This window comes from Streptomyces fungicidicus, assembly GCF_003665435.1.
In the GTDB taxonomy this organism is placed as follows: domain Bacteria; phylum Actinomycetota; class Actinomycetes; order Streptomycetales; family Streptomycetaceae; genus Streptomyces; species Streptomyces fungicidicus.
This window is the reverse complement of record NZ_CP023408.1, coordinates 890,316-915,482: the sequence shown is the minus strand read 5'-3', so window position 1 is coordinate 915,482 and position 25,167 is coordinate 890,316. Positions and strand designations below refer to the sequence as shown.

The 25,167-nt window shown below is 69.2% G+C and carries 32 protein-coding genes and 2 pseudogenes; 17 read left to right on the top strand and 17 right to left on the bottom strand.

The window, feature by feature from the left end; translation table 11 throughout:
• Positions 1 to 129 precede the first annotated feature (129 nt).
• Entirely contained in the window at positions 130 to 210 is an 81-nt protein-coding gene (locus tag CNQ36_RS34450; RefSeq protein WP_240659579.1) for a helicase associated domain-containing protein, read from the top strand.
• A gap of 100 nt (positions 211 to 310) precedes the next feature.
• On the opposite strand, the gene CNQ36_RS34445 is transcribed toward CNQ36_RS34450, so the two are convergent.
• The 3 genes from CNQ36_RS34445 to CNQ36_RS34435 all read right to left on the bottom strand — a co-directional run bounded on the left by CNQ36_RS34445 (position 311) and on the right by CNQ36_RS34435 (position 2,765).
• On the bottom strand, positions 311 to 1,192 hold the full coding sequence (locus CNQ36_RS34445) for an arylamine N-acetyltransferase family protein (RefSeq protein ID WP_121549606.1): 882 nt from the start codon (positions 1,190 to 1,192) through the stop codon (positions 311 to 313).
• 178 nt (positions 1,193 to 1,370) lie between these two features.
• Entirely contained in the window at positions 1,371 to 1,910 is a 540-nt protein-coding gene (locus CNQ36_RS34440; RefSeq protein WP_121549681.1) for a GNAT family N-acetyltransferase, read from the bottom strand.
• A 384-nt stretch (positions 1,911 to 2,294) separates the two neighbouring features.
• Positions 2,295 to 2,765, bottom strand: a complete 471-nt coding sequence (locus tag CNQ36_RS34435) for a DUF4259 domain-containing protein (protein WP_240659556.1) — start codon at positions 2,763 to 2,765, stop codon at positions 2,295 to 2,297.
• Between the two features lie 421 nt (positions 2,766 to 3,186).
• On the opposite strand from CNQ36_RS34435, the gene CNQ36_RS34425 reads away from it, so the two are divergent.
• Complete coding sequence (locus CNQ36_RS34425; protein ID WP_163013479.1) at positions 3,187 to 3,921, top strand: pyridoxal-dependent decarboxylase; 735 nt, start codon at positions 3,187 to 3,189, stop codon at positions 3,919 to 3,921.
• A gap of 310 nt (positions 3,922 to 4,231) precedes the next feature.
• A complete protein-coding gene (locus CNQ36_RS34420) occupies positions 4,232 to 4,711 on the top strand; it encodes a hypothetical protein (RefSeq protein ID WP_121549604.1) in 480 nt (159 codons plus the stop codon).
• Between the two features lie 57 nt (positions 4,712 to 4,768).
• Here CNQ36_RS34420 and CNQ36_RS35920 read toward each other — a convergent pair whose 3' ends face one another.
• The 3 genes and pseudogenes from CNQ36_RS35920 to CNQ36_RS34400 all read right to left on the bottom strand — a co-directional run bounded on the left by CNQ36_RS35920 (position 4,769) and on the right by CNQ36_RS34400 (position 7,168).
• On the bottom strand, positions 4,769 to 5,146 hold the full coding sequence (locus CNQ36_RS35920) for a WhiB family transcriptional regulator (protein WP_420857173.1): 378 nt from the start codon (positions 5,144 to 5,146) through the stop codon (positions 4,769 to 4,771).
• Between the two features lie 510 nt (positions 5,147 to 5,656).
• Positions 5,657 to 5,884 (bottom strand): annotated as a pseudogene (locus CNQ36_RS34405) (LexA family protein); the annotation flags it as partial.
• Between the two features lie 291 nt (positions 5,885 to 6,175).
• On the bottom strand, positions 6,176 to 7,168 hold the full coding sequence (locus CNQ36_RS34400) for an immunity 49 family protein (protein WP_121549603.1): 993 nt from the start codon (positions 7,166 to 7,168) through the stop codon (positions 6,176 to 6,178).
• Positions 7,169 to 7,348: 180 nt separating this feature from the next.
• Here CNQ36_RS34400 and CNQ36_RS34395 point away from each other — a divergent pair, with 180 nt between their 5' ends.
• Entirely contained in the window at positions 7,349 to 7,822 is a 474-nt protein-coding gene (locus CNQ36_RS34395) for a hypothetical protein (RefSeq protein WP_163013478.1), read from the top strand.
• Between the two features lie 43 nt (positions 7,823 to 7,865).
• Here CNQ36_RS34395 and CNQ36_RS34390 read toward each other — a convergent pair whose 3' ends face one another.
• The 4 genes from CNQ36_RS34390 to CNQ36_RS34375 all read right to left on the bottom strand — a co-directional run bounded on the left by CNQ36_RS34390 (position 7,866) and on the right by CNQ36_RS34375 (position 10,379).
• Positions 7,866 to 8,609, bottom strand: a complete 744-nt coding sequence (locus tag CNQ36_RS34390) for a DNA polymerase Y family protein (RefSeq protein ID WP_240659555.1) — start codon at positions 8,607 to 8,609, stop codon at positions 7,866 to 7,868.
• A 152-nt stretch (positions 8,610 to 8,761) separates the two neighbouring features.
• On the bottom strand, positions 8,762 to 8,950 hold the full coding sequence (locus CNQ36_RS35915) for a diguanylate cyclase domain-containing protein (RefSeq protein WP_420857182.1): 189 nt from the start codon (positions 8,948 to 8,950) through the stop codon (positions 8,762 to 8,764).
• A gap of 143 nt (positions 8,951 to 9,093) precedes the next feature.
• Positions 9,094 to 9,936, bottom strand: a complete 843-nt coding sequence (locus tag CNQ36_RS34380) for an NAD(P)H-binding protein (RefSeq protein ID WP_121549600.1) — start codon at positions 9,934 to 9,936, stop codon at positions 9,094 to 9,096.
• Entirely contained in the window at positions 9,936 to 10,379 is a 444-nt protein-coding gene (locus CNQ36_RS34375) for a nuclear transport factor 2 family protein (protein ID WP_163013477.1), read from the bottom strand. Before CNQ36_RS34375 ends, CNQ36_RS34380 begins: the two co-directional genes overlap by 1 nt.
• Positions 10,380 to 10,505: 126 nt before the next feature.
• Between CNQ36_RS34375 and CNQ36_RS34370 the strand changes: the two genes are divergently transcribed.
• Complete coding sequence (locus CNQ36_RS34370; RefSeq protein WP_121549599.1) at positions 10,506 to 11,333, top strand: helix-turn-helix transcriptional regulator; 828 nt, start codon at positions 10,506 to 10,508, stop codon at positions 11,331 to 11,333.
• A gap of 47 nt (positions 11,334 to 11,380) precedes the next feature.
• Here the strand turns inward: CNQ36_RS34370 and CNQ36_RS35075 are convergent, their stop codons facing one another.
• The 5 genes from CNQ36_RS35075 to CNQ36_RS34345 all read right to left on the bottom strand — a co-directional run bounded on the left by CNQ36_RS35075 (position 11,381) and on the right by CNQ36_RS34345 (position 14,902).
• Positions 11,381 to 11,593, bottom strand: coding sequence for a transposase (locus tag CNQ36_RS35075; RefSeq protein ID WP_121549598.1), 213 nt, complete (start codon positions 11,591 to 11,593; stop codon positions 11,381 to 11,383).
• Between the two features lie 108 nt (positions 11,594 to 11,701).
• On the bottom strand, positions 11,702 to 12,625 hold the full coding sequence (locus CNQ36_RS34360; RefSeq protein ID WP_121549597.1) for an NADP-dependent oxidoreductase: 924 nt from the start codon (positions 12,623 to 12,625) through the stop codon (positions 11,702 to 11,704).
• Positions 12,626 to 12,731: 106 nt separating this feature from the next.
• Positions 12,732 to 13,127, bottom strand: coding sequence for a MerR family transcriptional regulator (locus tag CNQ36_RS34355; protein WP_121549596.1), 396 nt, complete (start codon positions 13,125 to 13,127; stop codon positions 12,732 to 12,734).
• Between the two features lie 727 nt (positions 13,128 to 13,854).
• Positions 13,855 to 14,199 carry an MFS transporter gene (locus CNQ36_RS34350; RefSeq protein WP_240659554.1) on the bottom strand — a complete coding sequence of 115 codons (345 nt, stop codon included), beginning with the start codon at positions 14,197 to 14,199 and terminating at the stop codon, positions 13,855 to 13,857.
• A 37-nt stretch (positions 14,200 to 14,236) separates the two neighbouring features.
• Positions 14,237 to 14,902 (bottom strand): hypothetical protein, encoded by a 666-nt coding sequence (locus CNQ36_RS34345; protein ID WP_121549595.1) that lies wholly within the window; start codon positions 14,900 to 14,902, stop codon positions 14,237 to 14,239.
• 702 nt (positions 14,903 to 15,604) lie between these two features.
• Here CNQ36_RS34345 and CNQ36_RS35525 point away from each other — a divergent pair.
• Entirely contained in the window at positions 15,605 to 16,381 is a 777-nt protein-coding gene (locus CNQ36_RS35525) for a DUF6232 family protein (RefSeq protein ID WP_240659553.1), read from the top strand.
• Between the two features lie 75 nt (positions 16,382 to 16,456).
• Positions 16,457 to 16,690: pseudogene (locus CNQ36_RS35520) on the top strand (IS5 family transposase); the annotation flags it as partial.
• Between the two features lie 59 nt (positions 16,691 to 16,749).
• Here CNQ36_RS35520 and CNQ36_RS34330 read toward each other — a convergent pair.
• Together CNQ36_RS34330 and CNQ36_RS34325 are read right to left on the bottom strand one after the other, a co-directional pair.
• Complete coding sequence (locus CNQ36_RS34330; protein WP_121549594.1) at positions 16,750 to 17,862, bottom strand: ABC transporter substrate-binding protein; 1,113 nt, start codon at positions 17,860 to 17,862, stop codon at positions 16,750 to 16,752.
• Between the two features lie 399 nt (positions 17,863 to 18,261).
• Positions 18,262 to 18,660 carry a YunG family protein gene (locus CNQ36_RS34325; RefSeq protein ID WP_121549593.1) on the bottom strand — a complete coding sequence of 133 codons (399 nt, stop codon included), beginning with the start codon at positions 18,658 to 18,660 and terminating at the stop codon, positions 18,262 to 18,264.
• 590 nt (positions 18,661 to 19,250) lie between these two features.
• On the opposite strand from CNQ36_RS34325, the gene CNQ36_RS34320 reads away from it, so the two are divergent.
• The 10 genes from CNQ36_RS34320 (at position 19,251) to CNQ36_RS34270 (ending at position 24,775) form a co-directional block, all read left to right on the top strand.
• Positions 19,251 to 19,994, top strand: a complete 744-nt coding sequence (locus CNQ36_RS34320; protein ID WP_240659552.1) for an ArsR/SmtB family transcription factor — start codon at positions 19,251 to 19,253, stop codon at positions 19,992 to 19,994.
• Between the two features lie 195 nt (positions 19,995 to 20,189).
• Positions 20,190 to 20,600, top strand: coding sequence for a hypothetical protein (locus CNQ36_RS34315; protein ID WP_121549592.1), 411 nt, complete (start codon positions 20,190 to 20,192; stop codon positions 20,598 to 20,600).
• 592 nt (positions 20,601 to 21,192) lie between these two features.
• Positions 21,193 to 21,540 carry a gas vesicle protein GvpO gene (locus tag CNQ36_RS34305; RefSeq protein ID WP_121549591.1) on the top strand — a complete coding sequence of 116 codons (348 nt, stop codon included), beginning with the start codon at positions 21,193 to 21,195 and terminating at the stop codon, positions 21,538 to 21,540.
• A gap of 48 nt (positions 21,541 to 21,588) precedes the next feature.
• Positions 21,589 to 22,038 carry a gas vesicle protein GvpJ gene (gene gvpJ, locus CNQ36_RS34300; protein ID WP_121549590.1) on the top strand — a complete coding sequence of 150 codons (450 nt, stop codon included), beginning with the start codon at positions 21,589 to 21,591 and terminating at the stop codon, positions 22,036 to 22,038.
• Complete coding sequence (locus CNQ36_RS34295) at positions 22,038 to 22,793, top strand: GvpL/GvpF family gas vesicle protein (protein WP_121549589.1); 756 nt, start codon at positions 22,038 to 22,040, stop codon at positions 22,791 to 22,793. Before gvpJ ends, CNQ36_RS34295 begins: the two co-directional genes overlap by 1 nt.
• Position 22,794: 1 nt before the next feature.
• Positions 22,795 to 23,040, top strand: coding sequence for a gas vesicle protein GvpG (locus CNQ36_RS34290; protein ID WP_121549588.1), 246 nt, complete (start codon positions 22,795 to 22,797; stop codon positions 23,038 to 23,040).
• Positions 23,037 to 23,453, top strand: coding sequence for a gas vesicle protein (locus tag CNQ36_RS34285; RefSeq protein WP_121549587.1), 417 nt, complete (start codon positions 23,037 to 23,039; stop codon positions 23,451 to 23,453). The genes CNQ36_RS34290 and CNQ36_RS34285 overlap by 4 nt, the downstream gene beginning before the upstream one ends.
• Positions 23,450 to 24,283: a GvpL/GvpF family gas vesicle protein gene (locus tag CNQ36_RS34280; RefSeq protein ID WP_121549586.1), complete on the top strand. Its 834-nt coding sequence runs from the start codon at positions 23,450 to 23,452 to the stop codon at positions 24,281 to 24,283. Before CNQ36_RS34285 ends, CNQ36_RS34280 begins: the two co-directional genes overlap by 4 nt.
• A complete protein-coding gene (locus CNQ36_RS34275; protein WP_121549585.1) occupies positions 24,270 to 24,500 on the top strand; it encodes a gas vesicle protein in 231 nt (76 codons plus the stop codon). The genes CNQ36_RS34280 and CNQ36_RS34275 overlap by 14 nt, the downstream gene beginning before the upstream one ends.
• Entirely contained in the window at positions 24,497 to 24,775 is a 279-nt protein-coding gene (locus CNQ36_RS34270) for a gas vesicle protein K (RefSeq protein ID WP_121549584.1), read from the top strand. Before CNQ36_RS34275 ends, CNQ36_RS34270 begins: the two co-directional genes overlap by 4 nt.
• Positions 24,776 to 25,167 lie beyond the last annotated feature (392 nt).

Sequence of the window (25,167 nt, the reverse complement as noted above, 5' to 3'; positions counted from 1 at the left end):
GCCACTCAGACCCCTTCCCCCTCGCCCCCCACCACCGTCAACGACCAGCAAGACCCCGCGCAAGCCCCAATCAAACAGATCGGCGTCGGCGAAGACTAGGAACAGCGGAAGCTCCGACTCGGGGCATGGATCAACAACCAGCGCAGCCGGACCGCCACCCTGTCCCCGGATCGGGTGGAACAGCTCTCCGCCATCGGCATGCGCTGGTAGTGATGGGCGTCGTCGTTACCGGGGGCGCCGCGCTCACGGCGAACTATCTTCTCGAGCGGCTGCGTCCGTGGCAGCGCCTGGGCGGCTGATCAGATTCGCTTCACCGGGGCGTGGGTTCGGGGCGGAGCCGGACTGAGTCCAGCTCCCTCAGCCGGCTCACCAGCAGGCTGGCTTCCTCGGGGTCCGTGCGGATCCCGAAGACGTCGTCGAGCAGCTTGGGCACCTCGTGCGGCCCGACGGTTTCCGTCACCCGGTCCCGGCCCGGGCGTTCCGTCGTCCAGACCAGCGCGTCGAGCGTGTCGTACCGGTCCGTGCCCCGCCGCTGGATGTACGGGCGGGTGACGAACGGGGAGCGGTCATGCGTGGCCACGAAGTGGTTGCCGACCGCGTAGTCGACGGGGTATTGGGGGGTTTCGGTGAAGACCTGCCGCACCACCCAGCCTTCTGGCCCTTTCGAATCGTCCCTGCGATGGTGCACCGCCCAGCCTGGGGAGCCGTGAGTGATGTCCTGCCAGTGCAGTAGGTACGGCCACGGGTCCGCTTGGCTGCGGCCGCCGTCGACCAGTTCGATGGGCTCCAGAGGGCTGTCGCCGAAGCCGATGTCGTTCAGCCAGCGTGTGCCGTCCAGGTCCACGATCAGCATCGCGTGGGTCGCTGGGCGGGGGTTGGCGGAGTCCGCGCCCAGTTGCACCCGGCCGGAGACGGCGGTGAAGCGGAACCCGAGCTTCTCCAGCGCGGCGGCGAAGAGCACGACGTGCTCGTAGCAATAGCCGCCCCGGCTCCGGCGTATGAGCTTGTCCTGGACCGAGGGCACGTCGAGCCGCACCTGGCGGTACAGGAAGCTGTCGAGGGTGTCCCAGCGCACGGTCAGCACGTGTGCGCGCTGCAGGGCGCGCAGTGTCTCGAGAGTGGGCGTCCGGTCGCCCTCGTACCCGAGGTGGGCGAGGTAGGCGTCGAGGTCGAGGTGTTCGCTGCTCCACATGTCCGGGTCAACTTCATGGTTCTCGGCAGCTATTCCATGTCCGGGGCGTCTGGTGATCGGACACCACCGCCACTGCCTTCGGCCCCGGCAGCCATTCGACGAGCAACTCGCCTTCGCGCCGCTGGCTCTGGTTCCGGAAGCGTCAGGTGCTCAAAGGTGATCCCGGCTGGTGTCGGGCTCAATCGGAGGGCGGCACCGCAGACCTCAGGCCGAGCCACTGATCGGCGTCCCAGGCCCGAAACCGTTCCACTTCGATAAACCCCAGCTTCGCAGCGAGACGCATCGAACGGACGTTGGCGGTCTGAGTGGCGAGCACCACCAGCTCACCTGGAAGGACGTCCTCGAGCCAGTCCAGTGCCGCCGCGCACGCCTCGGCGGCATACCCGGATCCCCACGCCCGCGGCAGGAACAGGTATCCGAGATCCACCTTCCCCACAGCAGCGGAGCAACGGTGCTCCGTTGCTCTCCTGAGCAGGACCTGGCCGATCATCGACCCGTCGAGATCGACAACGAAACTCCCTGGCCGCCGCCCGGGCACCTCGGGCATCTCACGCTCAAGCTCGTCACGCGGGCGGGGACCGCCGAGATAGCTGTGCACCTCCGACGAGGCGTGCAGCTCGACGAACGACGCCCGGTCCCGGGCCTCGGGCTCACGCAGCACGAGCCTCTCGGTCTTGATCGGTGCAGGCGGCCACGCAACAGGTCCGAGATCATCCACGTCGGCCAGCCCATCAGCGGCCTCAGTAGCGGTCAAGACTCGTGGTCCCACGTGACTTCTTATCCCCCAGAGATGTCTCAGTGGGTCGAGCGGGAAGGCGTGGACTGACCCGCGCCAAGGGGTCACAGCGAGCGCCTCGCCGTCGACGGCGAGGCGGTGCCGACCGGTCGTGAAGTGCAATGCGCCGTCTATACGGCAGTGCGCCACATCTGGGCAGGTACCACCCCACGACACCCGCGAGACCGCGAAGAACCACGCAAGATGCGATCCGCTCAGTCTTGGCTGTCGTCATCGAGCGGACGCGGGCGGCGCCGGGCCTCCTCCAGCCGCACGTCATAGCCGGCGAAGAACAACTTCCGTGATCAGTAACAGTGGGTTACCAAGTCAAATATCGAATAGTGCCTCTTCCTGAGGATTGGATTCGGGTGCGAGGACGACGCGAAGGCGGCTGATGCTCTGCCGCCACGTCGGGCCACTTGGTGTCTCATCCCAGAGTTCGGCAAGCTCGGACTTCTCGGCGGCCACTCGGTCGAGTGCCTCGACAGCAAGCGGCCGAAGATCGTCGGCGAAAGCCGGAAGTGCTTCCTCGGGCCCGTAGCTTGTACTGATCGGTTCACCACCCGGGCACTGTGCAGCGATGAGAGCGGCAGCTGCGACAGCCTCTGCGCACTCTGGGCTTTCGAGGTAGTCCCGGGCTTGGATGGTGCGGCTGAGCGTCGCTCGTACGAGGCCCTCGCGCTTGTCCGGGGCCGTCTCGTCCAGGGTGTAGGCGAAGTCCGCGGCCATGTCGTTCTCGAAAGGGCCGATGTCCCAAGTTCCCAAGATGATCTCCTCGCGCTGACGTGCGGTGATCATTGCAGTGACCACTGACAGTGGCTGTCACGAGGAAAGCAGGACGCGCTTCCGCAGAAGGGCAAAGCCTGCGCGGCCGAACATCTGGCGCTTGAACATCTTGATCCGGTTGACTTGTCCTTCTTCCTCCCGCCGTGCGGGACGTCCGGCCGCGCAGGCGGTCGCAGGCGGTGCTGGTGCGCGTAGACGGGTGGTGCCTGCTACCCGATCCGCCTGTGGGGGGAGCCAATTCGACGTGAGTGCCCGTTCTGCTGTGGGCCCCTTCGACGCGGACCTGGCCATCCGGGACCTGCCCGCCGACGGCGGTCGGCGGTCGGCGGTACCAGCCGGCCGGGGCGCCGCGCGGTGAGGGGCCGTCCATGCTGGGTTCCTGGGCTTCGCGCTCAAGGGCCTCGCCCCGCTGCTGAACGGGGGCCTCAACCAGGTGGGCGACCCGTACACCCCGGACGCCTGGGACAGCGGTGCCAGGGCGTATGAGGTGGCGGTGCTGGAGTACTTCGCGCGGTTGGCCGGGGCGCTGCCGGGCGAGGTGTGCGGGTATGTGGCATTCTCCTCCGGCGAGGCGCTGCTGCAGGGCCTGACCGCCGCACAGCGTCGGCTGCCAGAGGCGTGCGTGTACGCCTCCGACCAGGCGCATGACAGCGTGCGCAGGGCGTGTGAGCTTGTGCGGATGGAACTGGTGACGGTGGGATCGCTTCCCGGCGGGCGGATGGATCCCGAGGAGCTGCGGCTGCAGGTCCTTCAGCGGCGCGGCCGGGGCGGGGCAGTCGTGGTGGCCACCTTCGGCACGACGATGCGCGGTGCCGTCGACGACGTCCGGGTGCTGCGGGCGGCGGGCGGAGAGGTGTATGTGCATGTAGATGCCGCGGGCGGCGGGCTGGTCGCCGCACACACCCGGCCCGAACCCAACTGGTCGTTCGCGCACGGCGCCGACTCACTGAACGTCTCCGGGCACCCGGTGCTGGGGGTGCCGGTTCCGGCCGCCGGGGTGTCGCTGGTGCGGCGTGCTCTGCTGCCCGAGGCGGCGGGCGGGGAGTGCATCGCCGCCACGGACCGGACGCCGGCCTGCTCGTGCAGCGATCTGGCCTGCCTGTTGCTGTGGGCGCGGCTGCGGTCGTTGGGGCGTGCCGGGGTGGCGGCGCTGGTCGGCCGCTGCTAGGAGGTGGCCGCCTACGCCGTCGGCCGGCTCCGGCAGGTGGGGGCCGACCCGGGCCGCGCGCCGGGGTCGCTGACCGTCACCTTCACCCGGCCGCCGGCCTGGATGGCGGCCAAGTGGCACCTGGCGTGCGCTGGCGTATCTGGTCACCGCCGGGCACGTCACCTACGTGGCCGTCGACGAACTGGTCGCGGACCTGGCCGCCTGCGCGAAAAAGGCCGCCTGACCGGGACGGCGTCGTGGCACACTGTGGCGTTCCGACCCGGTGATCAGCACTGGGCGGACACCCGGGGGCGGGGCATTGAGACACACGATGGTGGTCACGGTCGCGGCGGCGCTGTTGTTGGCGGGCTGCGCGGACACCGGCAAGACAGACCAAACGGCAGAACCTGCATCCTCCCCGTCGTCTGCTGCCGAGCAGTCACCGGCGGCCGCCTCAAGGACGCTGGATCAGGTGCTGAGCGATCTGCACCTGGCGTCGCAGGACGTGGGAGAGGGCCGCGCGCGCGTCCTGATGGACGAGGAGCGCGCGACGCAGCAGCTTCCCGTCTGCCGGGCGGCCGGTGTGGTGCTGACCCGCGCGGTGCCCGGCCGTGCCGACATTTTGAAGATCACCGAGCAGTTGCGCCGCACCGGGTGGGCGATCGATGACCAGGGCTCCATCGAGGCCACGTCGGAGCCGTGGACCATCATGTTCCGGCCTATGCCGCTGCCCACGGAGCTCGCGGCGAAGGAGAGCCCGAACGAAGGCGTGATCCAGGTCTGGGTTACCGGGAAGTGCTACCGGTCCTGAAGGCCGCCCCGCGGCCCGGACGCCTGCAGGGTGCGACGGATACAGATCAACGACCGGTCAAAGCCCGGTTCCTGGGGATGATGCCCGCCGGTCGGTGATGTGTTCCGCCGGAGGAGTGTCTGCTTGGATTCGATCATCACCGCCACTGCCGCCCGCGCCCGTCACCACGGAGCTGGCCCCCGTGTTGCGATCCTCGGTCGCCCCGGAGAGCGACCGCCAAACGCGGCCACGGTAGCGCGGGCGGTGCGGAGCTTCACGTTGCGACCCTCGGTCACCCTGAAGGGCGACCGCCAACGTAAGGCACTCGGTGCGCACCGGGCAGCCGGTGCAGATGGCCTTGGCCTTGTTCTGTGCCGCACCTTCGACGAACAGCTCGTCGGGATCGGCTGTCCGGCAGGCCGCGTGCTCACCCCAGTCCTGATCATCCCCGACCACCCCGATGCCGTCCTCTCCCTGGTCCGGCCCCCTAACCTCCCCCGGGCAGGCGCAGTCCCAAAACGGTACGGCACGAACACGGGGCGCAGGAGATCGCCGAGCGACGGCAATCCATTCGGGTGACGGGGGCTTGACGGCGGTCCTGGTGGTGTCTGGCGTCTCAGCCGGTGGCCGAGCAGCCGGGCATCGCCGGGAGCGGGGCCTCGCCCGTCACGGTGCTGATCCGTCGCCGGATCGCGGCGAACATCTCGGCCCTCTCGGGTTTGACCAGGTAGTCGAAGCGGTCGTAGCGCAGTTGGGGTGTGGCGGTGTTGTCCGGGGACTTCAGGAGGATCAGGCCGAGGCTTTTGCCGGGGGTCAGGTCACGGTGTCCCCGCAGTTCCAGCGGAAGACCGTGTCCCGGCTGGGGGAATGGTGGGTCCTGGAGCTGGGGGACGGCGACGGTGTGCAGGAGGCCGAGGCGGCGGGCCGCTCGTCCTCTTCTCCCGCCGAGAACATGAGGGGGAGGCAGTAGGCGCGGGGACGGTGCGGGGCGCGGCGGAGTGCTCCCTTGCGCTCCAGGGCGAGGAACTGGTGCGCGACGCTGGAGGTGCTCGTCAGGCCGACCGCCTGACCGATCTCGCGCATCGAGGGCGGGTACCCGCGGTCAGCGACGGAACGGGCGATGCAGTCGACGATGGCCCGCTGCTTGTCGGTGAGCCCGTCAGGACCCCGGCGGATGCCCGGAGGCTGGCCCGGTCCAGCGTGGGTGATGGCCATGTGCCCCCTTACGATCTTGCGTCTTTGGACAGTAGCCCCACACACCGACAAACGGAACGTCTTTCGATTGTCTTTCCGGCCTGGCGGTGGCGACGTCGACCCACGTCGCAGGGCGTGGGTAAAGGGCAGATGGCGTCGCCGACGTGGGGCAGGGTGGTCTTCCGGCCTTGGCTATCGCACAGACGTACGCGCTGCCTCGATGGGGGCGAGTCCGTCTCCACGGCGATGTCTGGGATGTCGGGCCAGGCCCACTTCCGCGCCCCGGGTGGCCTACTTGGCGGTCCAGTAGCCCAAGTTGTTGCGGTTCCCCTCCGCCGCCCAGCGCGGGGCGTCAGGCGATCCCAGCAGACCGTATGGCAGATACCCGGACCGGACACCGAGTTCCCACCCATGGACCTGGACGGCGAGGCAGGCCAGGGTGAGGGTGCCGAGGGGGAGGAGGGACCGGGGCGCGGGATCACCGGCCTCGGCCTCGACGCTCTCCCGGTACGCGACCAGCCGGGCGACGAGGGCGTCCTCGAAGGCGTGCTGGTCGTCGTCGAGGAGTACGCGGAGCAGCCGCTGGTCCGCGCTCAGCGCGTCGCCGACCTCGTCGAGCCGCCGGGCGGCCTCCGCGCGCTCTTCGGCGTCCGGCTTGCGCAGCGGAACCGTGGGCCAATCACGGGGCAGATGCCCGGCCGACTCGGTGAGATAGGGGCACAGGGCGTCCATGGCGGCGAGGTCGGCGGGGTCGGAGACGGAGGTGTACCGGTTGTAGGGCACGCCGTCACGAATGGCGGGCGCGTAGTCGCCGCGCAGCAGCAGCCCGGTGACCCGCTCCCAGTCCCACACGTGCCCGCTGACGACACACATCTCGAACATGTCGAGCCAGGTCCGCGCGGTGGGCGCCTCCTTGACGACGTCCCGGAAGGTGACGGGCCCGTCCCCGAACTCGTCGTCGTCCGGGTCCGTGCTGATCCGCTCCCCGACGAGAGGGAACCGGATCTCCTGGTCCCCGTCCGGGAAGCACATGATGCTCAGCACCCCGTGCACACATTCCGCGGCGGTGACGGCGACCGTGCCGGCCGCGGCGTCGAGCCCCGGCTCCGTCACGGTTCGCGCGGCAACATGGTCGAGAAGCTCGTCCGCCATCGCCCGTATCAGGGCCGGCGAGATGCTGCCGTACCGCAGCGAGTGCCACCGCTTGTAGGCCCGCCCGTCGATGTCGTCGAGCGCCTGAGCCAACCGCTGCTCACCGACCTGATGGCATTTCACATTCCGCACGTACTGCGTCCCTTCGTGAACTCCGCGACTGGACGAAGCACGTTATCAACGGGCACTGACAGCACCGTCCTCTCGCGAGGCCGGGCAGGAGTTGCTGGTCCGGTGCGGTATACACGAGGAGATCACAGACCGCCGCACTGTGAGGCGCCGCACCGGGGGTAGGGGATGACCGTTCCGCACGTGAGTACCGCGCTTCGCCCGGGGGACTACCTCCAGATCGCCTCGGAACGGATGGCCGTCGTCGGCGTGCCGGACGGCGAAGGGTTCGCCCGGATCGAGCGGGTGGAGATCATCACCGACACCGGATTCCTGGCTCCGGACTCCACCCGGGTGCGTACCCGGGCAGCCCAGCAGATCGCGGTCGTTTTCTGTCACGGCATGCCGGGCCCGGTCATGTTGCGCGAGGGTGAACAGTGGACCCTCGGCGAGGTCGACAGCGGCCGGGCTCGCTGGGATTCCGCCCATCCCTGGTGGCCACCCACTCCCCTCGCCTCACCCAGCACAACGGGTGCAGGCTGGGCGACCAGGTCAGCGCCTCGTTCTGCTGACGCTCACGACGGCGGCAGGAATGTCGCGGGCGGTCAGGGCCTCGTCGACGGCCTGGGCGTAGGGCCAGTGCGGCAGCAGGCAGGCGGGATCTATCCCGGCGGCTGAAGCAGCACGCACGCGGCCCTTCCTCACGAGTGGACACGGATGCTCACGATGCGCAGCGGGCGGCGGCCGGGCCGATGACGCCGGGGCCGAACTTGTCGCCGGTGCGGTCCATGGCGGCTTCGGCAACGAGGCGGGCTTCGCGGGCGGTGTCGAGGCTGATCTGCTGGGCGCCCTGGCCGGCGTCGACGAGGTCCTCTCCCTTCAGGACGATGCCGGTGAGGCAGCCGCGCTGCAGGCCGGCGGCGTCCATCAGCCGGTAGGCGAGAGTACGCAGATCGTCGTCGTGCGCGGAGGGCTCGGTCAGGCGGCGGGTCTTCGCCCAGCCGGTGCCGCCGGCGAAGCCCAGGGTGAGGGTCAGAGCACGGGCAGCCTGCCCGCGGCGACGCAGCAGCCGTCCCAGCTGCACGACGAGGTCAAGGAGGGTGGCGCGGACGGTGGCGCCGTCCAGGGTGTGGCGGTCGAAGGTGCGGCGGACGGTCGCGGAGGAGGGCAGGGCGCGAGCAACGACGAGGCGCGGGGCGATGCCGCGGGCCCGGTCCGCTGCCGTGCGGCCGGCTTTGCCGCCGAGCAGGCGCTGCACCATGGCCGGTGAGACGGCGGCGAGCAAGCCAGCAGTGTGAACGCCGTACTCGTGGAGGGTGTCGGCCTGGCGGGGGCCGATGCCGTGCAGGGCTTCCACCGGCAGCGGGGCAAGCCAGTCCGCGGCCTGGCCGGGCGCGACGGCGAGGACCCCGCACGGCTCCAGAACCTGGGCGGAGCCGGTGCGCAACCGGTCGTCGTGAAGCACGAGGGATAGCCATACAGACGGCCCCGTCCTTGCCGGATGGGGCCGTCTGCGTAGGGCTCAGCTGAGTCAGCCAGCCTGTGCGGCGGCTTGCTCGGCAAGGGATTGGGCCAGCTCACGCGCCCGCTCTGGGTTCCTGTCGAGTGCTTTGCTGTTCAGCAGTTCCAGGAGTGTGAAGAAGGCGCCCGTACCAGGAAACGTGCCCTTTTCGGCGTTGTGGTTACTCCGCAGCGTGAACTCGCCAGTCGACCGGCGATGCCGCGGCTGCCCATCCACGCGGACAGTCGCTGCGCGGTGGCGGCCAGGACGCGGTCGCCGACAGCGTGTCCGTAGGTGTCGTTGATCTGCTTGAAGTGGTCGACGTCGGAAACGCGCGGGTTCGCGGATTCCAGGACTGGCGTGACGACGAACCCGGCCGCCTGCCCACCGTTGGAGGCGCACTCTTTGCGTGGTTCCTACTCGACCGCACATCGCTGCTGTTCGGGCACTACTGCGTCCACTCGTACGCGTGATCAGAGACGAATTCGGCAAAGGCGCGCGGCGGACGGCCGGTCAGATCGAGCACCGCAGTGCTGATCTGGTTTTCGCGTCCCTCCTTGATTCCGCGCTCGACGGCGGCAAGAGCGTCAGCGAACTCCGCCGGCATTCCGGAGGCACGGTAGGCGGCAGCTTGTTCCTCCTCCGTCATACGCTCCACTCGAACCTGTCTGCCGGTCTGCGCGGTGATGATCTGCGCGGCCTGCGGATAGCTCATCCTGTGTGGTCCGGTGATCAGGTAGTCGCTTCGAGCATCCACCTCCAGGTCAGCCAACAGCGCGGCAGCACTGGCCGCGATGTCCCGCGCATCGATCCATCCCAGCTCACCGTCACCGGCTGCGGTGCGAATCTCACCGAGTCGATGGATGTACTCGGCCAGTGGGTGCGGGCGCAGGAAATTCTGCATGAAGCCAGACGCGCGGAGTACGACACCTCCGGGCTGTGCCTGAACCTGAGCGGCCATCTCTACAGCGCTGGGCGCGTTCGGCAGCACAATGGCGGAGCCGAGCATCACGAGGCGTCGGATACCGGCCCGCTGCGCTTGGCGCAGGAAGGGCTCGACCAGCGGCAGCGGGTCCACACTCTCCACCGGCGGAAGCAGGAAGACCCGGTCCATCCCGTCGAGCGCAGGTCCATATGTGGTCGGGTCATTCCAGTCGAAGCGGATCGCATCAGGATCGGCTGCGGCCGGGTTCCGGCTGGCGACCCGAGCATGCACACCAGCGTTACGGAGCACGTGCACCAGCGTCTTGCCGGTCTTGCCGGTCCCTCCGGTTACGAGCACTCCGGACATCAGGCGTCCCTCCTTTCGAGCGAGTCGATCAGCCTGGCGAGCCCCCCGGCAGCGGCGGCCACCGACAGCGGGCTCCAGTAATCCCGAAACAGAGCAATCAGCCCGTCGCGGACCGTGAGAACCACGATGTAGTCCAGGCGGTAGGGCTGGGAGGTGGCGACGGTGCGGCCGGTGGCCGTCCACTCCACCACGACGGTGTCCGTTTGACCCGTGGGCCGCACGGTGAGCGCGGCCACCTCCTCCATGTCCATCAGCTCCGGATAGTAAGCGAGGTAGGCGCGTACCTCCTCGCGTCCGCGAAGAACGCGAGGGGAGCTCCCGGCTGCGAAAGGGAATTCCGCAATTCCGTCAGGCGCCCACAGATCCGCCACGGCACTCATGTCTTTGGCCAGCATCAGGTCGATCATGCGGCGAAAAATTTCCTCAGGCGTGCTGGACACCATTTCTCCTCGTAGTCAACAAACCGACAAGACCACCATGCACAGCAGATTTGTGAGCGCGGAACGGACAGCTAAGCCCCGGACCAACAGTGCGAGGCTTAGCCGTCCCTCCTGTGACAGCATGGAAGAGTGAGCAGTCAGGAACTCGCAGACTTTCTCCGCCGCCGCCGCGAGGGTCTGCAACCAGAAGATGCGCCGGCCGAAGCGACGCGTCCGCCAAGCCAGCGCGCCCGTCGCACACCCGGGCTGCGTCGCGAAGAGGTAGCCGCCCTGGCACAGGTGTCGGTGAGCTACTACGAACGGCTGGAACAGGCACGGGCACCCCGGCCCTCACCGCAGGTGCTGTCTGCGCTCGCGACGGCTCTCCAGCTCACTGAAGCAGAGCGCGACCATCTGGCCCGCCTGGCCGGACAAGTGTTGCCGACAGAGAACGACGGCGCGCCAGAGCACGTACCCGAGGATGCCCAACAGCTACTCGGCAGACTTGACGGCATCCCTGCCTACATCGTCAACGACCGGCAAGACGTCGTCGCCTGGAACGCAGCAGCCGCAGCCCTGATTACAGACTTCTCTCGTCTCACACCTGTCCAGCGCAACGTCACGCGCATCTCGACGAGATTCCGTGACACCCTCTGCACCGGCGCGCCCGGTTCGGAGTCCGATTTCTCTCAGCAGGCAGCCGCTCAATTGCGCGCAGCCAGCGTTCGGTACCCCACAGATAACGTGCTCGCAGAGCTAATCAACGAGTTCGCAACCCACGATCCAGATTTTGCGAGCAGCTGGTGTAACCACGCTGTGCACCCCGTGCTCCGCGTGCGAAAAAACCTGCATCACCCCATACTGGGCGAGCTGGAAATCGACCGGCACACCCTTAGCTTGCCCGGCTCAGGTTTCTCCCTGGTGATGTACACGGCAGAAGCCGACAGCCCCAGCGCCGCTGCACTGAAGAGCCTTTGATCGGGGCCACTGGCGCGGCCCGATCGACGTGCTGTACCTGCGGAGGTTCATGTTTTCTCCACGGTGGAACGTACGGCCTTGCCGTCTGCGGTCCGAGGGCCGGGAACGGTCGCCACGGCCAGGTTGAGGCGGGTGTCCCTGTCGAGGTTCACCTCACCGTAGGGGCGGACGTGCGACCAGAACAGCGGGGTCAGACCGCGCCGGTCGGCGGGGGTGAGAAGGTCCGCCCACTCCGATTCGCCGAGGACGTCCCGGAGCATCAGTACTCAACCCCGTACACGTGAACGTGCTCAGTTGATGATGCGCTGAACACGGGTTCTCGTCAGTCCGCAGTGGACGGTCGACAGCGTCGGACGGCCCGGCACTTCTCATGCCACCTTGATGACAACCTTGCCCGAGGTGTGACCGTCCTCGACGGTGGCAAGGGCGGCCGGGGCGTCGGAGAGCGGATGGACCGCGGTGATCACGGGTGCGAGGAGTCCGTCGAGGGCCAGCCGGGCGGACCGCTCCAGGTTCTCGCGGTCGACGCGACGCTCGACGAAACGCCCACCGAGATCGGGCACAGACATATCACCCACAGCGATGACGTTGCGGGAATCCTGGGCCAGCGGAGCGACCGTCCGCAGCGAGGTGCCTCCGGCCAGGTCGACGATCCCGTCGAAGCCGTCCGGAACCAGCTCGCGTGCCGCGGCGGCGACGTCCTGGGCTGTGTAGTCGATGAATTGCACCCCGATACCCTCGGCGTGTTCGCGTTTGGCGGTACTCCCGGCGCCGATCACACGCAGCTCGCGTCCGACAGCCAGCCGGGCGACGGCGAGGCCGACCCCGCCTCCGACTCCGTTGACCAGGACCGTGGCACCGGCCGGGAGGCCGAGCTGGTCGAGCACGTCCACCGCGGTCGTCCCGGCTACCGGCAGCGTTGCCGCCACGGTCGCGGACAGACCCTCCGGGATGCGCGCGGTGTTCGGCGCGGACAGCACCGTCGTTTCGGCGTAGGTGCCGCCACCGGTGAGTGCGAAGCCGAAGACCGCGTCACCCACCTCGAGCCCCTCGACGTTCTCGCCCCGGGCGAGAACGGTTCCGGCCGCCTCCATGCCCAGCACGCGGGGAAACGGACGCCCGCCGTCGAGCCCGTCGACCAGACCCGAGCGCAGAAGGTGGTCGAGGGGATTCACGCCGGCGACGTCAACCTGGATCAGCACCTCGCCGCGACCGGGGACAGGGTCGGGACGGTCGAAGAACTCCTGTACCTCGGGTCCGCCATACCTGCCGAAACCCCATGCCTGTCCCATCTTCCGCCGCCTCTCGTACGACCGGCCCGGTGATTCCGGGCGCTGTCGCCATCCTCACCTCTGACACTGATGTGAGGGGCAACCGGATGAGATGTAGATCACAGCATCAGGCCGACTTCGCCACCGGTTCCGGTGCCGTGGACAGTTCCGCCCGGTGCCGGCTGTTGGCCCTGATCAGCACGTCGAGTGCATCCCGCGTCTCGATCAGGTGCGCAATGTCGGCGTCGATCCGGTCGCGCTCGCGCATCATTGACGTGAACGTCTCCTCAGCGACGCCCAGGTCACCCGGGACGTCCACACACGGCAGCACAGACGCGATCACCCTGCTGGACATCCCCGCGTCGAACAGCTGTCGGATGAGTGACACGCGCTGGACCGCAGCATCGGAATAGTGACGCTGCCCCGCGTCGGAGCGTGAGCTGGTCAGCAGTCCCTGCTCTTCGTAATACCGCAGTGAGCGCGCACTCACGCCCGTGCGCCTGGACAACTCGCCTATCCGCATCCGTAAGAGCCTACGCCCGCGTGCTCCAAGGCCAGACCGCCGGCGAGTCATGAATGCTCGCGGACACCCCCACAGGCGCAAGGTTGTCCTCCCGGTCCACGACTGAGCACGTTGGTCTGTACACGCCTTAGCACTCTTTTCGGTACGCCGACAACTGCGCACGGGAGCGGCATAGTGACCCTCCGGCCGCCGGTGAGCGAGAGCCGGTGCACGACAATCGGCACACTGGTCACGCCTCCCAGCGTGCACCGCCAGACACCATGAGGCCAGTGAAAGCAACCAGGCACGGCCGGCACAGACTCCAAACCCCGCAGCCGCCACGCAACCGCCGGCCCCCGAACCCCCGCTACGGTCGGCCTCCCCCGGCGCGAACGGGCACCGTGAGAAGTACGACCAACTACTCCGCGCGACCAACCGCGCCGATGGCGTCCGTGGTACGGACCTACTGGCGAAGAGGCAGTGCTCCGACCCTGCACTATTCGATCCATGTGTCGGTCCTTGCCCACCAAGCCGGACGTTCCAGAGGGCTGACTCATCGGACCGCATGGCTGAACCACGAGGGCGAACTCCGACTGACCGAGGGCACATCGACCCGGTTGAAGGCCGAACGCGTGTCGAAGGGCGCGGTCATTCTTCGGCCGTGTGCTTGTGGCCCCGTAGGCCGGCACCAAAGGCGCGGACGCCCGACCAGGATGACGAAGCCTCGTTCCTGCAGCCCAGGAAGCCGCTACGCGGCCGGGCCGTCCGTGGCCGGGGACGGAGCCGCTTCTGTCGTAGGCGAGGGAACATGCCCGCTGGACAAGCGCGCCCCTCGCCATGGCAGAAGCAGCGCGCTCGCCATGCACAGCAGGCCGGCGACAAGTAGGGCGCCGCGGACACCTGTGGCGGCGGCGACGAGACCACCGGCGATTACGAAGACAGCCTGGCACGTCTTCGCGCCCACCGACCAGGAGGTGCCGACGCGGGACATGAAGGCGTCTGGTGTGGCTGCCATGCGATAGGTGGTGAACAACGGGTTGAAGACCCCGGCGGAGAAGAGCAGGCCGAAGTCGGCGGCCACGATGACGAGCACGCCGACGGCACCGGGGGGCGTAGGGCGGGGGACGGCGTCAGAAGTGCTCGCCGCGGCGCGGGTGGACGTCGCCTCCGAGACCGGGCACCCACAGCTTGCCGTGATCGCCGGCGCTGATGTCCCAGGCGGTCACTTGGTGCGAAAACACGGTGCCGCGGGCGCGCAGATCGGTGACGATCAGGCGCGCGAGCGTAGCGGGTGCGGTCGGGTCCGTCTCGGGCAGTCTGGTGTACCAGCTCCCGGTGTCGTCCAGGTCCTGCCAGGCCCTGGCGCGCATGTGTGCCGCACGTTCGGGTGTCTGCTCGTGGCCGCGGTCGTCGATGAAGGCGCAGAACTCTCGGTCCGTCTGCGACGGTTGGTAGGAGACGATCATGGTGCGTCCCCAGTCGCGTGACGCCCAGAGTTTGAAGCTCACCCAGTCGCCGGGGGCCTGGAGGGGCATGTGTTCCGCCCAAGAAACGAGGATCTGCGCCAGGTGCTCCTCGGTCTGTGCCCAGCCGTTGGCGGCCGCGTGTCCGTTGAAGGTCCAGCCGTGGTCGTGGCCGGGGCCGTGGCGGTCCAGCTGCCACGTGTAGGGCAGGCTGCCGGAGTCGAAGCGGGAGTACTCCTCCTGGACGAAGGCCTTCGCCTCGTGGGCGGAGAGCAGCGCCTCGCCATGGTCGCCGGACAGCAGCAGGATCCGCTCGCTGCCGTGCCAGCGCACGCTGGGCCCGTGTGCGGTGCCGCCCAGCAGCGTGGGCGGGCCGATGCGCGCGACGATGGCTTTGTAGACGGGGAGCCCGTCATTGCGGACACCCGCCCCCGGCGCTCGCAGGTCCTCCCTCTCCGTGGCGTCCAGGCATCAGCGTGGTAAGGCCTCTCCGTTCGGCTGCGTTGGCTGGCGAAGCAGGGGCGCGTCCAGTTCGGATGAGGTATCAGTCGACGCGGGTCTCGCCGCTGATGTACCGGGGCAGCAGGTCGTCCAGGGCGCAGCGGCTGATGATACCGGCACATCGCAACCGGAGACGACGGCGTCGCTGATCTGCCGTACAGCAGACCGCCACAGGCTGGAGGCGAAGACGCCGCGCTCCGTCAGCAGCTTGACCCGCCTCGCCGTTTGTACGGCAGCATGCCGGGCCGGTACTCCTTCCGGCTTCCTGGCCTGCCACGCCTGCGACCGCTGCGGGACCCGGACGCCGCCGACGACGAGTGATGATGACATTGGCCGTATCTCGTCTGCCGTCCCACGACCACACAGAGGCTTAATGATGCTCCCGCGCCACGCATTGCGCGGTTGGTTGTGACAACAGCACGGGGGGCCATGGATCACACAGGCGGCATCGGCGTACCGCCTCCCGGGCCTCCTCCACAGTTTCCGCCCCGGCCCCCGTCTCAGCCGCCGCAGCCGCCTCCTCAGATACCGCCGATGCCGCTGCCTCCCCGCAGGGGAAAGCCGCTGGAACTCCAGGTCCATCGGCAGATCCTGTGGGTGGGGTCGGCGGCGGCTCCGTTGCGCAATGTCAGCTGGGTCGAAGTGTTCAGGCTGAAGCCCGCCTGGGGCAAGGCCGGCGTCTACTTCCTCCTGTTGGTGATCTTCGCTTTCTTGGTCTCCGCCCGACTCGACTCCACGGACGGGGGCAGCGGTCCTGCCCCGGGCATCCTGACCCTGTTCACCCTGGTCGTTGTCTGCGCTGTCCTGCTCTGGTCGAGGAAGCCGGTGCTGGTCGTCGAGCTGAACAGCGGTTCCAGGGTAATCCTGACCCTGCCGACCATGGATGAACTGCGGGCGATCGCCGGCCAGATCGTGTACGCGATCGACCACCCGGAATACGAGTTCTCCGCCGTCCTCGAGCAGTACAACACCACGAACAACTTCGGCTCCGTCGTCAACATGAACGGCGGCAGGGGAAACACAGGGATCAACCACGGCACCGTCGTCCACAACGACAGCACCGCTCAGGACACCGAGCTGCAGGCCGCCGTGACGGACCTCATCCGCCTCCTCAACGACCTGCGCCCGGAGCTCACCCCGGACCAGGCCCAGACCGTAGAGGACGCGCTGCCCGCGCTCACCCCCGACCGGGCCGCCCTGCGTGAGCGCGGCATGATCCTGGCATCCGTCTCGCAGATCGCGGCGACCGTGGGCGAGATGGGCAGGCCCGTCGTGGAGGCGCTGGGCCGGCTGCTCGCGCTGCTGGGCTGACGGGCCTTCCCTTGCAGATACGGTCATGGCCTACGCCGTAGGCAGAGCAGCAGACAGGCACACGGTTCCCGCGCGAAGCGCGGTATCCGCTGCACGATCCCGCAGAAGCGCGATCAGATCGCCAACCGCGAGAAACGCGGTTCCCACGGTGGTCGGCCGCCGAAGTTCGATGCGGCCGACTACGAGAGCGCCACGCAGTGGCGTGCGGAATAAATCGCCTCAAGCGACGCCGCGCGGTGGCAACGAGGCACGGCAAACTCGCCGTCCGCGGCAACCGTGCTGATCGCGGCCATCAACAAGTGGCTGTGACCAGCACGCTTAGAACACGCCCCACCGCCGATTGCCGCACACCGGTCTTCCGCGCGTTCTCAGCCGACGTGGAGGATACGAAAGCGATCGAGTTCCGCCGGGTCCCGATCAACGACTTGGATTGGTGTCCAAGCCCATTGCCGCACGCTAACGCCCGGCGTGCGGGAAAACCGGATCAGCCCGCGGGTGCCTTCGACCGTCACGCGCGGCCATGCCTCGGCGATGGCCGCCCGGTCCGTGCCGTCGGAACGCAGCACGTCAGCGAGGACGGCGACGGTGTCCCAGCCCTCGAAAGCAACGAAGGAGGGCGCTTCGCCCAGCCGCTCGCGCAGCTCCTTCCCGACGCGTTCGCCGAGCGGACCGAGGCGCTCGGGCAGGTAGCGCAGGAACGGGATTCCCGTGCCCTCCCCGCCCAGCATCGCGGCCCATTCGGCGAACTCCGGTTGTCCGGCCGGGGCGCCGATCAAGATCTCCGCGAGCCGCCGGTCACGCCGGACGGCCTTGACGATCGGCACCGCCGGCTCCGGATGGCCGACCAACAGGAGAAGCGCTGTCGCGCCATGGTCGACGAGCATGTCGCACAGGGACTCGGGGGTGAGCGCGGTCGTGTCGAGCTCGACGACCGTGCCGCCGCCGCGAGCGAGATGGTCCCGCAGAATGCGGGTGCCGGACGCCCAATAGACGCTCGGCTGGGTCGCCACGGCGATCCGACGCCGGCCCGCGCCGAGAAGGAAGTCAGCGTAGATCCGCCAGCCGTGAGACTGGGCCGGGGCCAGGCGCGCTACCCACTCCGTCGGCTCCTCGGTGAGCGCGTCGATCACTGCCGACGAGCAGAGGAACGGCACACCGAGGGCGTCGGCCCGGGAGGCGACGGCACGGGCGACCACGCTGTGGTACTCGCCCGCCACGGCGGCCACGCCCAGGTCGGCCAGTTCGTCCACGGCCGCCGCGGCCCGCTCCCCATCGGCCATGGTGTCCCGGACCACCAACTCCAGTGGTCTGCCGTCGATCCCGCCGGCGTCGTTGACCTCGCGAACGGCCAGGTCGAGTCCTGCGAGCAGGTGTCGGCCCGCCTCGACCCAGCCGGGCCGCGTCAGCGGGACGAGAGCACCCAGGCGGACGGACGACCCGTCCGTGTGCTCCGCTCCGGACGGCGATGGTGCCGTGGTCATCAGGTGGCGCCTCCCCTGGGATGATCCGGTCGTCGTTCGCCCCAACCGCGCGCTGGCCGGGGCCAGCGATTCGCATTCGTCTGTCTCGCCGCATCGGGCGCGCCCGGGGGATCACGCCGGTCATTAGATCCACCACCATCCCCGATAGGCAAACGAATATTCGTTCGGTTACCTGTTACGCTTCCTGTGAACTGGAAAATCCTGCGGGACTGTCGGCTCAAGGGCGACGGAGTTCACCCTCCGGCACGGGGCGAGAGCCACCTCGCCGAAGCCCTGGCTCACAAGGCCATCGACCAGGGCATGAAGGAAGCCTGATTCACCCTCGAATCACTCACCGCCCATCTCGGCCCGGGCCACCGTCGACCGGCTCCTGAACCAGACCGGCTGACCCCGGCCTCCTCAGACAGGCTCCGGGAGCGGACCGAGATGCTTGATGACACGCTCACGCAGCAGGAGGTACTCCTCCCAGCGGCGGGGCAGCGGGCCGGCCGGGCGCTCGACGACTCGGGCCGCCGTGACGGTCTGTCCGTGCCGGAACTGCTCGCGTGTCAGGTCGAGTTCCACACCGCTGGGCAGCCGGTTCCACCAGTGGAAACCGTGCTGGGTCTCGTCACGGTGGACCTCGCCCACTCTGAGATCGCCGCCGAAGACGTCGTTGACGATCAAGGCCGTGATGTCACAGTGTCCCCAGGCCGGGTTGTCGGACTGCCAGTCGGCCTGGTCATCGGGCGAACAGGTGTCGGCGGCCCAGCTGGCGCGCAGCGCCTTGTCGAGATCGAGCAGGTTCCAAGGGATCATGCCGCCAGGATCGCAGCCGCCACTGACAACAGGACGACGCAGGCGCCGCTCATCGTCGTCCAGGAGCCCGTATGCGACATCGGCGTGGCCGCCGGTCAGGTGTCGGGTGCGTGATGCTGCCGCGCATGCCCTGCGGCGCCGCGTGGTCGGCCTGTCGTACTCGAAGTCGAAGTGCACGCCCCCGACATCAGCCGGTACGGCCGCTGGCGTTCACCGGCTCGAACGCGAGGCCGACGCATGGGTCCTGCGCCTCGACGCCCGATTGGGCGGTACGAGGTGGGGCAGGCTGAGGGGCGTTCACGCACTCCCCTTCGGCGGCAGGAGACCGACAGGTGTTACGTGTTCACTTCACGGCGGAAGACCTCGCCAGGACCCGGGTGGCCGCGTCCATCGGTGTCGCGGCTGAGGTTTACTACAGCCTGGAGCTACTGAGAGGCAACCGGGTGCCTACGCACCTCCACACCTGGCGCTCGGCGGTCGCGGGCAGGATGGGGGCCGACACACTCCCTCTGACATCCCTAATCCCGACGCGTGGTCCCGGGCTTGATCTGCTGGCCCTGACGGGCGATGTGCCCTCTTTGGACCACGCCGTGGACAATCTGCTGCACGCCCCGGTGTCCCAGCTGCGCCGCGAGATCGAGTATCTCGACTTCCGTCCCGGACAACTGCCGTGGGCCAGACGGGTGGCGGAGGGCGACCGTGACGCGCTGCGGGAGCTGGCGAAGGCCCTGCGCGCCTGCCACCGACTGACCGTGGAGCCCTATTGGGACAGAGGACGGTCCGAACTGGTCGCGCTGTCCACCCGTAGCGCAAGCCTGATGTTGGAGGGAGGCGTCGATCTCCTGCTGCGCTCGGTCTGTGCACCACAGGTCCGCTGGCGTCCGCCGGTGCTCGAAGCCCCGTACCCGCGCCGAGTCGATGTGCACCTCGAGGGGCGGGGACTCGTCATCACGCCTACGGTCTTCTCGAAGCACCCGGTGAGTTTCCTGTGGGACCCGCTCGACACCGCTCAGCCACCCCGCCTGACCGTACCGGCCCTCCGCCGGCCACTGACCGGCACCGGAGCGGCGGAGTCGGACGGCGCGACCGTCCGGAACCTGGAGTCCCTGCTCGGCCGCACCCGAGCCGCCGCCCTGCGAGTGACGGCGGAAGGCTGCACGACGAGCGAACTGGCCCGCCGCCTCAACGTCACGGCCGCCGCGGCCAGCCAGCACGCGACCGTGCTGCGCGACACGGGCCTCATCACCACCAGCCGCCGCGGCGGCTCCGTACTCCACCTCATCACCCCGCTCGGGCTGGCCCTGCTGTGGACCGGCGCACTAACGCAACCGTGACGGCGCGAGGAGGCCGCGAACGAACGTCGCCGTCTGTCACACACCACCGAACAAGCGCACCGAGGTGTGTGAGTTACTGCCGCACCCACCGGCGTGGCAACCCCTTTTAAGCTGTGGCTTAAAGGATGGGCAACGGATGGTCGACCTGCCCAGGATATGAGGCGACAACCGACTCGCCGCGTTCTGGAGGACCACTTGAAGACCCAACTCGCCACCGTCGTCGGCTCCGCCGTTCTGACCGCGGCCACCGTACTGGGAGCGCCAGCCGCGGGCGCGCAGACCGCGGCGTACCCGACCACGCCCATCACAAACGTCTCGTATGGCGCCAGCTACATCAGCGGCGCTCTGACCTGGTACAACCGGTCGGTCGGGGTCGACGGAGCACTCCGGGCCGTCGGCTGCCGCAGGGCGTGGGTCGGCACGTACGACGCCTCGGGTAACCCCCTCGGCGCCAAGAGCACCAGTACCAAGTGCGACGTGACGTATTCGCTCGACGGCTTCCCGCCAGTCCCCGCAGACGTGCCCGGCGGGGCCGCGTACGTCGTCGTCTGCCTTGACGACGCCAGTGCGTCCTCACTCGACTGCGAGCTGTTCTACCGGCCCTGACACACCGACCGCTCGATAAGTGGCCTTGCGTCGACGCACATACCCGGCCCCGGGGTGGAACGACACGCGCCGCCCCGGAAGCTGATCCCGTCGCCCGACGAGGCAGGGCTACGAGCCATCGACGAGCAATCGAGCGTCGAGCCTCCGTAGACGACCGGGACGACGGCAGGCGTGGGATGCGGGCGAGGCCGCCGAGTGCGTGGACGAGGCCGCCAGGCAGCGCAGTCTCCGCCCGGGGCACATCGGGCCGCCGTCGCAGAGTCACCCGATCGGTGGCTGTTCCGAAAACGGGACGGTCTCACCCGACGGCGGCGCCCTGGGGCCCGACACCGGCCGGCCCGGCCTCGGCCTGGAGATCAAATGGCCGGACGCCGAGCGCCGCCGCGTGTACGGGACACCGCCCACCTGACCGGGCGCCGGCCGCGCGCCACCGCCCGGCGGTCTCCGTGACCCGGCCGAGGGGGCACGTCGTGCGGACGCGGTCGGTGTACGGGTTCCGGGGGCCGTACGGTGGGTGCGTCCCGGCGGTGATCGCCGGATCGGCCGCAGTGGAGATGCGTGCGGGGCCCCGCACGGACACGCTGCTGGCGTCATGCCGGAGCAACGCCACACCCGTCCCAGTACGCCTTCCAAGGGCACGCGTGCCCGCGGTGCCTCAGGGGCCGCCGGTCAGGAAGCGGTCACGCGCTTCGGTCCCGAGAAGGCCGCCCGCACCGCCTGCGACTGGCTGCAGAGCTTCATCGTCCACCGCATCGAGAGCGTGTGTGCCGTGCGGCGCACCGAGGACGGCTGGTGCGTCGCTGTCGACGTGCTGGAAGTGGCACGCATCCCCGACACAACCAGCCTGCTCGCCACGTACGAGGTGGAACTCGACGGATCCGGCCGGCCTGCCGAGTACCGCAGAGTCTGCCGCTACCACCGGGGCACCGCCAACCACTGACGGGTCCGCCGGCGCCCGCCGGAAGCCTTCCGAGAGGACCACCTGACCATGGCCACGACCACCACCTACTCCAGCAGCGAGGTCGTGTACGTACCGCGCGCCGGGACGCTGTACGACACCCTCGAACTCATTCTGGACCGCGGCATGGTCATCGACGTCTTCGTCCGGGTGTCGTTGGTCGGCATCGAGATCCTGAAGATAGACGCGCGCATCGTGGTCGCCAGCGTCGACACGTATCTGAAGTTCGCCGAGGCGTGCAACCGGCTCGACCTGGAGGCGACCTCGCGCAGCACCACCATTCCCGAACTGTTCGGCGGGAAGGCGGCCAAGGCCGTGGGGAAACGCAAGGTCAAGAAGACCATCGAGTCGGTGGGCGACAAACTGCGCGACGTCGTCGGCGGTTCCGACGAGGAGGACGAGGAGGAGCCGGAGGAACGGCCGCGCCGCCGAACCGCCCCGGCGAAGTCCGGGGGACGCCGCAAACGGAAGACTGAGTGATGACCACGGCTGGGCCCTACGTCTACGGCATCGTGGCCGGCGACCACCCCCTGCCCGCGGAACTGCGCGGAGTGGGCCGACCGGCGGCGCCGCTGGAGTCACTGCCCGTGGGCGCGACAGCGGCCGTGGTCAGTGCCGCCCCGGTCCCGCTCCGCGCACGGCGGCGGGATCTGCTAACCCACCAGGAGGTGCTGCTCAGGCTGGCCCTCGACGGACCGACACTGCCGATGCGGTTCGGCATGCTGGCTCCGGACGCCGAGACGGTTCGCGAGCAGCTGCGAGCCCGCCAGGATCGCGATCTGCGCGCGCTCGAACGGCTGGCGGGCCGTGTGGAGATGAACGTCAAGGCGCTGCCCGCCACCGGTGCGCTCGCGGCGCTGGTCGCCGAGGAGCCCCGGATCCGGCAGCTGCGCGAGGCCGCACAGAGCCACCCGGGCTATGAGGCGAACGTGCGCCTGGGCGAAGCGGTGGTCCACGCCCTGGAACGCCGCGCGGCCGACGTCGCACAGCGGATCGTCCCGGAACTGGCTGCGCTGGCGGTGGCCCGCGCGACGGGGCCGCAGGTGTCCGAGGCCGTCCTGAACGTGTCGTTCCTCGTCGACCGGCAGGACGTCATGGACTTTCGCGCGGCCGTCGACCGCATGTCCGGCCGGTACCGGGACTGGGTCGAGCTGCGCGCGGCCGGACCGCTGCCCTGCTACAGCTTCGCCGAGCCCGAGTGCGCGCCCGCCGCGGCGGCGTGGACAGGGGCCTGACATGGGGCTGCTCGCCGCACTGCTCACCGCGCCGCTGGCTCCTGTGAGAGGCGTGGTCTGGGTCGCCGACCAGCTTGCCGAAGCCGCCGACCGCGAGGTCAACGACCCGGTGGCCGTCCGCGCCCGGCTCACCGCCCTGAACCGGGCGCTGGAGGACGGCGAGATCGACCTGGTCCGTTTCGAGCGGGAGGAAGACCGACTGCTCGATTTGCTGGCAGCCAGAACGGGTCTGGAGGTGGCCGGGTGACCGACGTCGACCACCGCAGAGCGGGCCAGATCCCGGGTCCGCCCTCCGGCAACCTCGCCGACATCCTGGAACGGGTGCTGGACAAGGGCATCGTCATCGCCGGTGACATCAAGATCGACCTTCTGGACATCGAGCTGCTCACCATCCGGCTCCGCCTGTTCGTGGCGTCCGTCGACACGGCGAAGAAGGCGGGCATCGACTGGTGGGAGACCGATCCGGCGCTCTCCTCCCGCGCCGCGCACCAGGAACTGATGGAGGAGAACCGGCGCCTGCGCGAGCAGCTCGCGGCGCCCCGGTCCGATCAGGACGCCGGGCCGACCGGCGACGGTGCGGACGCCCCCTTCGCGAACGACGGCCGGAAGAGCCGACCGAGCGAACGAGACCCACGAGCCGAGGAGGGGGCGATGCCATGAGACAGCCCGCCCGCGCCGTACCGCACGCCGCGGCGGCCACTTACGTCTTCGCGGTCTGCCGCCACGTGGACGAGGACGTCCTCTCCCTGTTGCCGGGGATCACCTCCGCCCCGGTGCGGGCGCTGCCGTTCGAGCGTCTGCACGCCGTGGTGCAGGAGGTGCCGGCGGCGGAGGCCGACCGCCGGAGCTGGACCGAGCGGCTGTCCGACCCGGAGGAACTGGAGCGATGCGTCCGCGCACACCACCAGGTCGTGACGGCCGTCGCGGCTCACGGGCCCGTCGCGCCCATGGCGCTGGCCACCCTCTACAGCAGCGAGGAGCGCGCACGGCAGGCGCTCGGCGCCGATGTGGCCCGTTTCCACACCGTGCTGGACCGCGTCGCCGGGCGGGTCGAGTGGGGCGTCAAGGGGTACCTCCCCGCGGCGTCGGCGGCGGCCGGACCGGTCCGCGCCGCCGTCCCCGCTCACGTGCCGGCCGGACCGCGGGCGCCCGATGCCGGACGCGCCTATCTGGAGCGGGTGCGAGGCGCGCACCGGGCACGGGAGGAGACCCGGAGCGCCGCGCTGCGGGCCGCGGAGGAGACGCACTCGGCGCTGCGAGACCGGGCGGTGGCGGCCCGCCGACTCCGGATCCAGGACCAGCAGTCGGGCGACCGCCGCGGCGCCCAGGTCCTCAACGGCGCCTACCTGGTGGAGAAGGACCGGACGGAAGCGTTCCGCGAGGTGGTGGACACGCTGCGAAGGCGCACCGGAGCTCTGCTGATCGAGCTGTCCGGCCCCTGGGTGCCTTACTCCTTCGCGGGAGAGGACGGGGCCCATGGAGACCGCTGAACCCGTGCCGTGGCAGGAACCCGAGCCGCTCGCCGGGCCGATCGGCGTACCGCTGGTGGATCTGCTGGACCGGCTCCTGGCCACGGGCGTGGTGCTCAGCGGAGACCTGGTGATCGCCATCGCGGACGTGCCACTGGTACGGCTGTCGCTGCGCGCCCTGCTGTCCTCGGTGAACGAGCGGGTACCCGCTCCCTGGGCCGACTCGGGGCCGTTGTGAGGGACCCCCGGCTCGACGTGGACCCCGACACGGTCGGACGTGATCTGGTGGCCCTGGTGCTGACCGTCGTCGAACTGCTGCGCCAGCTGATGGAGCGGCAGGCGATCCGCCGGGTGGAGCAGGGCGACCTCAGCGGAGAGCAGGTCGAGCGGATCGGGGTGACGCTGATGATGCTGGAGCGGCGGATGGCCGAGCTGTGCGACGAGCACGGGCTGCGGCCGGAGGACCTCAACCTCGATCTCGGGCCGCTGGGCACCCTGCTGCCGCGCGACTGACCACGTCTGGGCGACCAGGAGCCGTGCGCCGCCCCCGCCGCACCCCCGACGCTGCGCGAACACCTCCGGATATCACCGACTCGCCGTCCTGACCAGGGCATTCACCGAAGCGTTCAGGTTGCCGTCAAGCTGGCCACGCCGATCTGAACGGCATGCACCAGAACACCCGAAGCAATGGCAAACGCATCTGTGTCAACCGGAGTTCACAGTTTGACGGGGTCCACGACGTGTGGCCGCGGGGCGCGCGGTTCGCGGCGCGGCCGCGGCGTACAAGGAGCGTTTCAAGGCGTAGGGTCAGGTCCGTTCGGTGAGGTCGGTGGACATCGCGGCCGCGGTCGGGTCGTCACTCACCCGCCCTACCCTGGGCGGCCCCGCTCGCATCATGTCAGAAG